11 protein-coding genes are annotated in these 13,154 nt (G+C 33.1%); all 11 read right to left on the bottom strand.

From position 1 onward, the window contains the following. Nucleotides 1-329 precede the first annotated feature (329 nt). The 11 genes from AC061E_RS15810 to AC061E_RS15760 all read right to left on the bottom strand — a co-directional run bounded on the left by AC061E_RS15810 (nucleotide 330) and on the right by AC061E_RS15760 (nucleotide 13,096). Entirely contained in the window at nucleotides 330-893 is a 564-nt protein-coding gene (locus AC061E_RS15810; RefSeq protein WP_478287111.1) for a hypothetical protein, read from the bottom strand. Between the two features lie 316 nt (nucleotides 894-1,209). Continuing rightward, complete coding sequence (locus tag AC061E_RS15805) at nucleotides 1,210-3,204, bottom strand: alpha/beta hydrolase family protein (protein WP_478287110.1); 1,995 nt, start codon at nucleotides 3,202-3,204, stop codon at nucleotides 1,210-1,212. A gap of 294 nt (nucleotides 3,205-3,498) precedes the next feature. Then, nucleotides 3,499-4,227, bottom strand: a complete 729-nt coding sequence (locus AC061E_RS15800) for a phosphodiester glycosidase family protein (protein WP_478287109.1) — start codon at nucleotides 4,225-4,227, stop codon at nucleotides 3,499-3,501. 192 nt (nucleotides 4,228-4,419) lie between these two features. Continuing rightward, the gene (locus tag AC061E_RS15795; protein ID WP_478287108.1) at nucleotides 4,420-4,980 is read right to left on the bottom strand and encodes a hypothetical protein; all 561 of its coding nucleotides are present in this window, start codon (nucleotides 4,978-4,980) and stop codon (nucleotides 4,420-4,422) included. A gap of 157 nt (nucleotides 4,981-5,137) precedes the next feature. Beyond that, the gene (locus tag AC061E_RS15790; protein WP_478287107.1) at nucleotides 5,138-5,767 is read right to left on the bottom strand and encodes an MAE_28990/MAE_18760 family HEPN-like nuclease; all 630 of its coding nucleotides are present in this window, start codon (nucleotides 5,765-5,767) and stop codon (nucleotides 5,138-5,140) included. 1 nt (nucleotide 5,768) lies between these two features. Further along, nucleotides 5,769-6,827, bottom strand: coding sequence for a DUF262 domain-containing protein (locus AC061E_RS15785; protein ID WP_478287106.1), 1,059 nt, complete (start codon nucleotides 6,825-6,827; stop codon nucleotides 5,769-5,771). Between the two features lie 643 nt (nucleotides 6,828-7,470). After that, nucleotides 7,471-7,587 (bottom strand): hypothetical protein, encoded by a 117-nt coding sequence (locus AC061E_RS15780; RefSeq protein WP_478287114.1) that lies wholly within the window; start codon nucleotides 7,585-7,587, stop codon nucleotides 7,471-7,473. 354 nt (nucleotides 7,588-7,941) lie between these two features. Then, nucleotides 7,942-8,865 carry a glycoside hydrolase family 16 protein gene (locus tag AC061E_RS15775; RefSeq protein ID WP_478287105.1) on the bottom strand — a complete coding sequence of 308 codons (924 nt, stop codon included), beginning with the start codon at nucleotides 8,863-8,865 and terminating at the stop codon, nucleotides 7,942-7,944. Between the two features lie 49 nt (nucleotides 8,866-8,914). Beyond that, nucleotides 8,915-10,315, bottom strand: coding sequence for an endo-1,4-beta-xylanase (locus AC061E_RS15770; protein WP_478287104.1), 1,401 nt, complete (start codon nucleotides 10,313-10,315; stop codon nucleotides 8,915-8,917). A 147-nt stretch (nucleotides 10,316-10,462) separates the two neighbouring features. Next, complete coding sequence (locus tag AC061E_RS15765) at nucleotides 10,463-11,566, bottom strand: hypothetical protein (RefSeq protein WP_478287103.1); 1,104 nt, start codon at nucleotides 11,564-11,566, stop codon at nucleotides 10,463-10,465. A 6-nt stretch (nucleotides 11,567-11,572) separates the two neighbouring features. Beyond that, the gene (locus AC061E_RS15760; protein ID WP_478287102.1) at nucleotides 11,573-13,096 is read right to left on the bottom strand and encodes a RagB/SusD family nutrient uptake outer membrane protein; all 1,524 of its coding nucleotides are present in this window, start codon (nucleotides 13,094-13,096) and stop codon (nucleotides 11,573-11,575) included. Nucleotides 13,097-13,154: the final 58 nt, after the last annotated feature.

Raw genomic sequence — 13,154 nt, 5'->3', positions numbered from 1 at the left:
GCCGAGTACCACGGATAAGCACGAATCGATCTATTTTATTTCTAAACAGTTTCATAAATGTGTGCTAACTTTCAATTTTCTGCTTTGTATTCCACCCAAATCTTAAATCTAGAGTAATTCTTTTAAATGTTGTTTTTTAGCTCGATTTTCTTTAGCTGCCGCATAACGTTTTGCAGCTTGCAGAAGTGGCGAATTTAAGGAAGCAAACTTTTGGTTAAACACTGACTTTGCATGTACAAAACCAACTTTAAATTAAACCCAAAACCCGCCATTTTTGCAAAGTGCTGTTGTGCGTTGCTTTTCTATTCGTTTTTTAGTTTTCTATTCATTTAACCAAATATAAACCAAACAGTTTTAGTTTCTCTTTTTAGACAATATTCTAGAAAATTTTTAAAGTTTCTCAAATCTTGACCAAAATTATTGTCAATGTAACCTTTTCCTTTGTCAATTGGAAATGATGAAAAATACTCGTCGTTATTTAAAGTATCAAATTCAGTTTTTAAAAGTAATTTTGACAAGCTTTCTATTTCATTAAGTTTTGTAATTAATTCAGAAACAGTTTTCAAAACTTTATTTATATTTCCTTCAAGTTTTGCATTATTTAATTCAGCTTTAATAATTTCATCTTCCAATTCTTCTTCGTCAATATATTCTGCAAGTTCTTCAATATCAACATAATTTCCCATTTCATAAATCGCACTAATATCAACTCCGATAATTTTTCCAATCTGGTCTAATTCGGCTTCAGTTTCAATCACTTGTTTTCTGCAAATAAAATTGCAAAATGTTCTGCTCAAACTATGTTTATTAAAATTTTCATCATCATTTTGATGGTAATTTTCATCAAATATGACTTCGTAATTATCAACTCCGACACTAATATCTAATCCCATTTTTATATTTTCTTTTTATCGTAATTTTTCTTTCAAAGTAACGCACAATGTTCCGCGGCTTCAAGAAATGGCGATGAACCAAGGCCAAGCCTTCACAAATCTCCTTAAAAATCTTGACGATAAATGCATAGTGTTACCGGAAGTGTAATCGGTTCCGTTCAACACGGGTTTCATTGTTCGGCTTGCAGCCGCAACGAAAACCTAGCTGTTGGCAGTAGTTCTTTTTTTTCTATAATACAAAGCTAATACCAAAGAATAAAATGTTAAAGATTCTACTTTCAAAAGGATTACACATTTGTGTCATGAAAGTAAATCTTTATGCTTTCTTTTTATGAGGCGACCAAACTCTGTCAGGCTCAAACTCCTCCGTATTATAATATTTAACGCCATATCCGTCCAATACACCAAATACTTTATAACTCGACAGCCAGATGCCCATACTAACAGGTTCTTTTCCAAATACGATATTACCGGGTTGTAATTGATCTGTTGTGGTAATTGGTTTTATCTCTGCCGCAATCTGTCCCATAAAGTCGTCGAAATTAGCAGCCTTATACCCCGACTGTCGTAAAATCATTTCTGTAAAATCGTTTATACTGGATGAGCCATTTGCCGATTCAAGTACTCTTTTCATTTGAATCATCATTGGCCCCCAAAATTCTCCAATAGGCGAATTTTCTTCCAAAACCTGCTTAAACGCAGGTCGCCAGCCTTTGGAAATTTTTATGGGTATGCCTTCTGCAATTTTTGCATTGTAGCCATTGCCATCCGCCATTAACACAGCCACATCATTTTCATTTTTAAAATCTAACAATACACCCCATCCCTCTGTATCTGTGAGGAACAAGCTTTGTGCTAAAACAATATCACCGGATAAGGGTTTATCAGTTGGTTTTAACCACGAACCAAACATGAGCGACAAATAACCACTTTGCTCTAAACCTCCCATTTCAACTGCCTTTCTAAAAAATGCCGAAGTAGGATGAATTGTTAAAAGTAATAAACTAAACGCTCCCTTAAAACCACCATATTCGATTCTTACGCCGTTTAAGGCTTTGATCGATGATCTTAGTTTTTCTATATCGCTGGCAGAAGGATTAGTAGCATCTTTTACAACATTAATTTGCATGTCTGTTTCGTTTAAAGTGATTTTATCGGATTGTGTAAATGTCCTTAATAATTCTATTTGCTTATCGGGTGGTGGAGGCTGAGGAACAGGTTCTAGCGAAGGCTTAGGTTCGGTTGTTGGCACTGGCTCTACTTTTTCGAGCGATCCATCTTCCCTTTCTTTAAATTTTGCAAGATTTTCTCCATCCTTTTTTTCTATGGTATGTTCGGTTTTTCCAGAAAAAAAATTGGTTACACCATTCCAACCGTCTTCAATTCCTTTTACCCAGTCTAACGGGACTTTAAATGTTAGTCCGAACCCTTCTGCATGTTGCTCTTCTCCCTCCTTACCACTATAAGTGATTGCAAGAGTTGGCAGTTCCGGTAAAACTTCATTACCCTGTACTGTATTTCCATTGAGTCGAATAAAGCTATTACCCTCCTTGTCATTTTTTTGAATCCCCTCTAAAAATTTTTTTTGAGTATCAGATCCATCTATAATAATTTCATTTAATTCGAATTTACCTAAATTTTTTTTTTCGACTTCTTTTTCTAAACCTTCAATGCCATGATTTCTTTTTGGGGTATTAAATAAATCACCGATCCAGCGAATGGGGTCGCGTGCAAATCCTTCCCAACTCAAAGGATCATCTTCTACCTTGAGACTTATACGATTGGGCTGACTATAGGTAAAACGACTGGCGAGATCAGCTTGATTATTTAACTCCAGAATATTCTTACTTACCGTATGTTTGTCTCCGGGAGAATTAATAGATACTCCTATTAATTTAGGATAATCTCTTTCTAGATTAGTCACAGCACCTTTGGCAATATAACCACCCATAGAATGACCCACTGCGATAAACTTATAGCATTTGTATTTGGGATCATCCATCAGCGATTTTAGATTTGCAACAGCATCTGCTGTCCTTTCTTTTGCGCCATATTGGAACGCAATGCCTGGATCGGTTAGGAGCCAGTCGCCCCCAGTAATACTTCCGCGAGACGTGTATACAATTTGTCTAGCTTTTTCATTTATATATGCACTCCCAAAATCTTTATCATATGGGAATTTGTTCCCGTTCGGAAATAATTGTAACATTTTAAAGTTAGTACCCGGCACAATTTCATTTTCGCCCGGTTTTTGGGGGTCACAACCATAATTATGTTTGACTAATTGAGAAATATCATCAATGGTTGCCATAGAATTTAGTTTAATTGATTAACAAATAACAAAAATAAATTAAAATTATCAAAATAAAAACAGATTTACAAATACTATAGTTTGTGGTATAATAAAAATTTGTTTGTTTTCCTAGGTTCAATTAGTGGTGTTTTTGAGAATTACTGCCAACATTCTGGCACTACAGCGGGTTTGCGACTAAATTAAGCCCATTCTTCTTATTTGCCAAATCTCCCAAATACAAAACTAATTTCAAATTAAGCCTAATGCCCAAATTGCTTGTAGCATGTGTTACCAGCAGTAATAATTGGTTGTCTATTTCGAAACTCCAATTATCACACCAAAATTCCCGTCAGTTTGTATCCAGTTTTTTTCTGGTAAATATGTTCTAGAAACAAAACCGTCTAAATATAAAGCGTTTTTACAACCCAATTCTTTGAAGTATTCAGCAAATTCATAAAAATTAATTTCTTTTTTCGACATCGCAAATACTATTTCATTATTCGGCAAAATTCCAATTCCATTTCTAATATTTAGATTCACAGAATTTTTCTGAAATGCAGAATGTATATTTCCGTCAATTACTAACATTGGTCCAGATTGAGTTGCGAAATTTATGTGCTTGTTTTCTATGAATTTTTCGGTCAAACAAATATTTGGTTTTTTGTCTACCGAAATATAAAAAATGCCATTTGGTTTTAAATAAAAATTTCCATTTCCTTTGGTTGTGTCAATTTCCATTTTCTTTTTTCCATTTTCAATATATAATCCTTGTGGCGAGTTATCTTTCTTATACATTCCGCCGTTAGTTCCAAAAATTAGCTCTTTCTTCTTATTATTGAGCCATAATTTTAAATTCTCAACGTTTTTAAAATTTTGGTCTTTTTCGTTTTTCCAGTAAAATTGAACATTTTGCTTTTTAGGATTAACAATAAAAGTTACAAATCTATCATTTTCAATTGTTGGTTTTTTCGCTAAGGCCAAAAAACCAACTGAAACAGCAGAAATTACAATTAGAAATATGAATATTATTTTTTTCGTCATTTTTCGAATTATTGCTGCCAACGTCCCGCTACTACAACGGATTTGGGACTAAATTAAGCCCTATTTTCGGATTTGCCATTAGAGTGATAGCAAACAGGCGAAGTAAATCTTCCAAATACAAAACCAATTTCAAATTAAGCCTAATATCCAAATTGCTTGTAGCGTGTGTTATGTTTAGTGCTTTTCGTTATGTTAAAAGTCAAATGATCGCGTTGCATTTTCTCCGACTTGCTTTTCTATTGTACATTTTGAAAATTTTTTATCTCCGAAAAGCATTGGGTCTTCAAAAAACATCTGCAACTTTGGCAATTCATTAAAATATTTTACTGTTCCAACTTCAAAATCCATAAAGAAATACGATGAATTAAAAGCGACTTCATTATCTGACGACCATATTAGATTTAAAGTTGAAAAATGAATTTGAGTAATTTTTTTCAAAATATTTTTCGGAACATTTATTTCTTTGTTTTTATAGGATATTTTTAAACAACTCCAATTTTTACCGTAATATTTAGCCGTGATTATTTCTCCTGTTTTAAATCTCAATTGCGCTTCAACAATCTTTCTTTTTCTGCTAACTATTTCATCACAATATTTTTTCAATTTTAAGTCAGTTGACTTTAAATTTACAACTTCATTATTTTCAAAAATAAATTTAAAAGATTGTGGTCTTTCAATTCTGTCTTTATTTGCATAAATATTAGCAAAAGTCAGAACTAAGATAAAAGTCAAAATTGATTTTATATTTCTCATTTTTTGTTTTTTTCTCTGCGCCAAACTGACCGCCAACGACCCGCTACTACAGCGGGTTTGGGACTAAATTAAGCCCTATTTTCGGATTTGCCTAAACAACCCAAATACAAAACCATTTTCAAATTAAGCCAATTGCCCAAATCAATTGTAGCAAGTGTTACAAGTCGTTTTTTTTATAATCCTCATTTTTAAGATAATCCCCAATTAATATTAATGTATCATACATTAGATTTTCGACTAAAAATGAAAAATCATTAACATCATGTTTGCTTACTTTAATTGAGTTTTCACCATGAGCAATTTTATTTCTAAAAAGTAATAGTCTATTTAATGGTTTTTCATATTTGCTATCCAAAAAATTAATATTAAATCTTTCTAGTACCTTATTTATAACTTTATAGTTCACATTTGATTCTGTTGGAATTGCTTGTTTAATATTTAATGTAGCATCATAAATATTTAATGTAGTTTCTACTAGACCAATTTTTTTGTCAAAATGTTTTCTTTCATTTCCCAATAAACATTCATTTTCAATAGTATGGGTCAAAAGGTTTATATGAATTAGCCTAGCTTGAAGACCTAAATTATTTAAATAATTGGTTAATAATTGAAAAGTGTTTTTTACATAACCTTCCCATATTGAATATAAAGAAGGTACAGAATATAAAATTAAAGTATTCTTATGTGCATCAAGCATATTATATCTTAATGGAATAGTTTTTATATTTGATATTTCTGAGATTCGCCAATTTATATCCTCCTGTATTTCTTCAATTAATAAATTCATTTTATTCTTTGTCAAAAATTGCATTTGCAACTAAAAGTCTTTTTTGAATCCTTGTTTTACTATTTGCGGCAGACCCCGAAGCTCTTTTGAAGTCCTCATCGGTTTTAAGTTGGTCAATTTTTTCAATTAAATATGGTGTGCTTTTACCCTCGTACTTTTCAATGTTTTGTGCGATTCCAATAGTAATTCCATCATAAAGACTCGTAGATAATACATTGTTAGAGCCTCTAAAAACCTCTTTTCCAATAGGTTGCAAAATAGATATTGTACGATTAAACATTTCTTTGAATTCATTAATTTTTTCGGGTTGTGATACAACGTCTTTCATAAATGAAGTCATGTGTTCAGAAATATTTTCCTTAATATTCTCTGCGTTGTTATATAGAGCACAGAATCTTAAAACAAGTTCGTCAAGGTACAACTCTTCTACTTGTTTCTCTGTGGGGCCAATTAAATCAATAAACACAGTTTGTTTAGCTTCGTCACTTAAGAAAGCGTTAAAATCATTTGATACGCCTCTAAAAATACAATTTCTAATTTCTTGGTCGGTAAGTCTTGCACCACCAGTATTAAGTCTATTGAAAAGTTCATATCTCATATCATATTTACTATTCCATTTGACAATTTCAATTCTACAGACTGCTCTTTTGATATTTAATTGAAGTTTTAATGGCAAATCTTTACAACCAAAATTTTCTAATTCAGGAATTAAATCTCCATGTCTTAATATCCAGTTATTTTTTTCGGGAAGTTTATCTAATAATCCAAAAAAAGAAAAAACTGTAGATATTCTTTGTAAGCCATCTACCAATTCCCATCGTCCATCTTTATCTTCTGCAACAAATATTGGTGGTATAGGAATTCCGAGAAGAAGAGATTCGATAAATCTAGTTTGCTGAAAGTCAGTCCATCGAAATAATCTTTGAAATATTGGGTCAATTATAATTTCTCTTCTTTCGTACATACTCATAATTTCGCCAAAAGACATATCTAAACGGTCTGTGCTTAAACTGTTTTTAGTTTCATCAAGTTTTTGTAATAAATTCTCTTCTTTACTCATAGTTTAATTGTATTATAAGATTCTTTAAAATTCTAACTAACGTTTTATTAATGTTTTGTAAATCAGATATTTGCAGAATTATTTTTTCTTATTAATTCCTTTCATTTTTCCACTTTTCCGCCGTTAGCTTATGGGGTCAGGGCGGGAGTCTAGGGGGAATGACTTGTAACTCGTATATATGTCTGACAAATGCAGACACATCACTCCCAAATTAGATAGCTTGTGTTTGAGCAACGTCATTCTTTTTCTTTTGCTAATTTATAATTAAATTAATACAAATAAAAATATTTCTACAAAATAATCTTACGTACCACATGCAATCATCCCCATCACAACAACCTCAACAAACTCTTTCATTTTCGCAATAATTCGGTCACCAATTGTTATGGCTTGCAGGAAGCTAAGACTGTTGCAAAAGCATTGAAAAACTTCATCTTTTATCGGTTCTCGACCGCTGTTGATATCAGTATCGTTTCAGGATTTGAATTGTGCATTGTTCAGGTATTTCTCCTCTAATAATTTACTTAATGTAAAGACTTTTGATCTTGGCAGTATTTTTCAAATTCATCTTCAATAGTATACCCGTTTTTGATGTTAGCCCTGTTTTTATCATTACATTTTTGGATTAAATCCCTTTTGATTTTTAACTGAATGTATCCTCCCAAATAATAAATAATGGGTTTCTTTGGGCTGCAACTGCAGTTGGCGTTTCTTCACCTTTTAATTGCGCTAACAATTTCAGGATATAAGCCACGTTGATTTGGTCGGTATAGATTAATTCAAAATCAATGTCTTTTGCTTTTCAGTATCCTGATTCAACTTTTGGTAGCTGTCTAGATAATTGCCTTTGTGGTCAATACAGTGTAGTTGTTTTTAATTTCGTCTGAAGGATAATTTCTCTATTACAGATGAAGGCACCAAAAACATAAAAGCCTTTGACTTACATTCAAAATAGGAACATAACAAGAGGTAAAATTGATATTAAAAAAGAGGCTTTCCCCAAAGGAAAAGCCTCGTTATAAAGTTGTATTTTGAAGAATTCAATTCAAACCATCACTGCTAGCTAAAACATAAATTGCTGTAATCTTTCGGAATCTGCCTCCTAACTTATCAATTAGATTGGTCTTTTGTAAACCGTCACATCATCTACCCACATCATTACTGATGAAAATAAGTTGATTTTATTCGGGTTGATAAAATTAGAGTCGTTAGATCCTACATTCATATTGAAAATAATAGAATGGGTTCCAAAATTATTGAAATTTAGATTCGCTGCGCTACTGTTTGTATATGTTGCAACAGTTGCATTATCAACCTTTATGGTTACTGTTACCACATTGTTTTTCATTCTCCAGAAGGATTCATATAAATGCCATCCGTTGTTTCCGTTGAGATTAAAAGTACTCGGATAACTTCTTTCGGCAGCATTACCTAGTAAGTTTGTTCCAACAGTAGTTCCATAAAAAATATTTGAAGTATAACGGCTTGCATTAGGTGCAAAAGAGTAGCCTTCCAGAATATCAATTTCTCCTTTGGTTGGCCATCCATTTCCTTGCACGGTCCAAAAAGCCGGCCATGCACCATAAGTATCTGAGAAAGATTTGTATGTTCCGCCATCCATCGCTACTAATTTAATATTAGCAGAGAGCATATACTCTGTATTGTTTTCTGGTTTGTATTGGTATTTAGAAGTAATGAAACCAGATTGATATTTCAAACTACTTAATTTGGTTGTTTTGATTTCTAGACATTGTTTTCCATCTCTTAATTGTGTAGTAGGTACTGAACTATTATAGTCACAATATTTGGAGTTATAATCTGTTCGTTGTTCTTTAGTCCATTGTGCCAAATTTGAACCTACATTAAATGTATCTTCAAATTGTTTCACCCAAGGCGCAGCGGCTATTTTACTTGTACTTTCAGAGGTCTTTTCACTTGCCAATTGGTCTTCTTTCAATTCAGAGGGTGTATTGTCTGAGCAAGATGTAAGTACTAAAACAGATGACAATACTGCTGATAACAAATTTAATTTTTTCATAATTTTTTGTGGTTAATTAATAGTATAATAAAGTGTTATGCTTTAAAATTTAATCTAAACCTTCTAGAAATCCGGTATGCGAACTTTTGATAGTAAAATTTGCGTCATACAATAACGGCCAGTCATTTCCTGGGTGGTTCAACTCAGTACTAAACGGAATCCAAGATTCATTATCTTTCATTCCCCAAACGGTTAAGGCATATTTATTTGCTTTAGGTAATGCATTATATATTTTAACGATCTCTTTATATTTAGCTTTTTGAGCTAATCGTAATTCGTTTGTAAAAGTTGCGGTTAAGTTTGATTGTGCATTACCCGGATTTACTTGCATATCCAACTCTGAAATGTGAATTTTTAAACCTTTAATAACGGCTCTATTTATATCTGTTTCAATTTGGCTTTTTGAAGGAGTGAATATTGTATTGTGCATTTGAAAACCAACTCCATCAATCAATTTATCTGTAATCAGTTTATCAATAAGCGTGTAAACTGCATTTTGCTTGTTGCTATTATCTGAAGTTGCATAATCGTTATAAAACAATAATAATTGCGTATCTGCTGCGGCGTTTGCTGCTTCTCTGGCCCATTTAAAGCAATCGTTGACATAATTTGGTCCCATTCTTCTCAGGAACACTGTATTTCTCATGGATCCATTATCTGCTATAGACTCATTAACAACGTCCCAAGATTTCACTTTCCCTTTATAATGGGTTACGACATCTGTAATGTATTTTTTAACCTCTAGACTAAATTCTGCATCAGTACCAGCATAGTTTGCTAACCAAGATGGAACAGAATTGTGCCATACAAGCGCATGCCCGTGCACATTAATAGTGTTAGTATTACCGTAGGCTACTATTTTATCTGCTACAGTCCAATTGTAAACACCGCTAGCAACAGAAATTTGATCCATTTTCATTTCATATTCTGCAGAAATACTACTGAATTCATTTTTTAAAATAACGTCATATGGGCTACCAGCATTCAACTGATTAGCCTTTACTGCCATACCTACAAAAAATGGATTTGCTAGTTTATTTACTTTTACTTTCAAAAAAGTAGGATCCTCAGGAACGTTACTTGTACCCGTAGTTACAACACTTATCACATTAGAATAACCTGAAGTTTGAGACTCAGATTTGGCTCTTACTCTGTAATAATACTGCGTACCTCCTGTTAAACCATCTACAACTTCGTTTAAATCAGTAACTTCTTTTGAATTGTAATTGGGCACAAATGCTGAAAAATTCTCTGTTGTAGAAACGTCTAAAAGATAGCTTTTTGACTTGGATACATAATTCCATTTGGCTCTAAAACCATTGTCATTAACATCTTTGGGTGCGTTTGCAAGTGGATTTTCTAAATTTTCGATTACTGTACTGTCCTCTTTAGAACAGGCATTTAAAAAAAAGAAGAGACTGCTGAGCACCAGTAAAAATTTAATTTTCATACTATTTTTTATTATAGAATATCTTCTAGTAGGGAAAATACTCCTATTTATAATTTCTTTTATATTGTTTTTGCTTACTTAGTTCTAAAAAAAGGTTGCTTTTGATAACAACCTTTATTTAGAAGCTAAATAGAACATAAACCTTTATTATTGGTACCTAATTTTAATATTGTCAAATTTTATTACGCTAGGATTTGGCGTATCACTCTGTACAATTCCCACTTTAATTTCGTTAACTTTAGATGCATCAATTGTACTAGCATTATTTGCTCCGAACCCATAGTTATCTTTAAAATCAGCTAGAGATATGGTTTTTGTTGTCCAATTTACATTGGTTACTTTAAAATTATAACCATAGTCTTTGCCATCAATAGTATTTAACTGGATCGCAAACTGTGCACCTATAACATTTGCGCTTACATCAATATCAATAAATGTTTTTGTAGCATCATTGTTAGAGGTACTTAAAAAACTTGTTCCACCACCACCGCTGCTACCATTGTATCCATTGGCAGTTGAGCCAGACCAAGTAAGTGCTGCATAATTACCTGTTGGACCGCCCGCAGTACTTGTACTAAAAGAAGCTACATCACCATAAGAACTCCAAGATTCTCGGGAGCCACCTCCATCAAAATTAGATACAAGAACTAGTGTGGCAAAATTTATTGTTTTTTTTGCTGTACCTCCAGGTGTTGTGATGGCTATTTCTGAGCCCGAGACTGCATCTACAGGCAAACCGATAATAATTGAAGAAGAAGATTTTACGGTATAAGTCAATGCTTTTCCTCCTAAAGTGATCGAAGAAATATTAAAAAACCAGGTTCCTTCAATTTCTAATGGAAATCCCGGAGTTGCCACAGCTGGAGTTGTTTTTGTAATAGTAGGAACGGGTTGTAGTATCTCGATATTTTTGGTTACAGATCCGTTTCCGGTTATAAAAGTGATTGGCTGTACCCCAAATCTGCTTCCTAGTTTTTCATCAAAGGGAATCGTAAAAATAAACGACTTATCTGAATTGTAGTTGGGATTAAAACTGATATCAATTTTGTTGTCAAGTGTGATTTTTTTTAATCCCATTAAACCTTCACCTTCCACTCTCACTTTATTAAGTGGAAAAGCCTGATTCAACAGATCTCCAGGTTCAGCAACCATGGCCTCTATATTTGCAGTAGGTACATCATCATTTTGACAAGCTGTAAAAGAAGCCAATGCTAAAAGAATTATAATTCTATATTTTATTTTATTGATCATAAAAATTTAATTAAAGTTAAAAGGAACCGGAGGCTCTAATAATGAAGGATTTGTATCAATTGCAGACTGAGGCAAAGGCAATTCAAAGTAATTGGCTCCAGGAGTGATCTTTCGAGAAACTAAAACTGTTCTTTCATCATCAGAATAAAAACCAACTTCTTGCTGCGACATAATTGCTGTAGCTTCTGCGAGACCACGGCGTTTTAAATCAAAGAAATATTGTCCTTCAAGTGCAAATTCAACTCTTCGTTCATTAAATAAATCGTTTCTGGTAAGTACTGTTTTAGGAGGTAATCCAGCTCTTAATCTCACTTCATTAAAAGCGTTTAAAGCAACAGTAGTACTAGTAGAACCTGCTCCAGCCAAAACCGCTTCGGCATGCATTAATAAAATATCAGAGTATCTTAGTATAATGGTGTTTTGTGAAGTTCTCATAAAAAACACATCATTTCTTTCGGCCGCAGATCCTACAATATACTTTCTAAAATTAGCGCCTGTAGATGAGAGTATTTTTTTATACATAAAACCTCCTTTGTCTTTTAACAGTTCTGGATAAAAATCGCCCTCGGTCATGATCGTATTCTTCTTTCTCTTATCGTTAGGCTCAAAACCGCTTTGCAGTGAAATAGATGGCAGGTAAACTCCCCAACCGTCACCACCTCCTGTAATGCCAGTACCATTAGGAACAATGTAAGCTTGATTGGTATTTTGAGTTCCCCATTCTGTTGCAATAGCTTTCCATTGTAGCGCAAACATACTCTCTGCACTATTGTTGTTTTCAGGGCTGCTGAATAAGTTGCCGTACTCCTGAATTAAAGTATATTGATTTCCGATAATTTTCTGGGTTAACGTAGCGCATTCTCCGTATTCATTTAAAGTTAAATGTACTTTTGCAAGAATACCCATCGCTGCAAATTTGGTAACATATCCTTTTTTCACTGAAGTCTCAGGCAAATTTTCGATAGCATATGTTAAATCTTGTTTTATGAATTTATAAACATCTGTAACAAGATTTCTTTTTGGCTGTGCAGCAGAACCCGCTTTGTTTATAATAGGAACAGCTCCAAAAGTTCTCACGAGATAGAAGTAAGCATTTGCTCTCATGAACCTGGATATTGCAATAGCTTTTTTATAGGATGCTTCAGGCAATTCACTTTTTCTTTCTTCAACCAGACTCATTAGATTATTGGATTGATCGATCACCGAAAATAGCGCAACGTAACCTTCTGTGAGAATTGGGTTTTGAGAGGTTACTTGAGCATCTTTAAATTGAGAATAAGCACCATCAAATGTAAAAGCATTTCCAGCATACATGTCACCTACTGCAATCAGAAATTTATCATTAACCAAAAACCACGGCTTAAAGTACAAGCTCTCAGCGATTCCGTCAAAAGCTGTAACTCCTTCGGGTAAATCGCCCGGCGTTAATTGATTTTCAGATGGTGCATTCAAAAAATCATCTGAACAGGAAAATAAAGACAGTAATGGTATTAGCATTCCCATCATAAAAAGTTTAAAAAGTTTTTTCATAACTATTATTTTTATTTAATGACTGTGAATATTTAAATTAATTTGTGTTGTTGCATAA

This window comes from Flavobacterium sp. GNP011 (genome assembly GCF_056428925.1).
The sequence above is the reverse complement of the archived record's forward strand: the minus strand, read 5'-3'. Positions and strand labels throughout refer to the sequence as shown.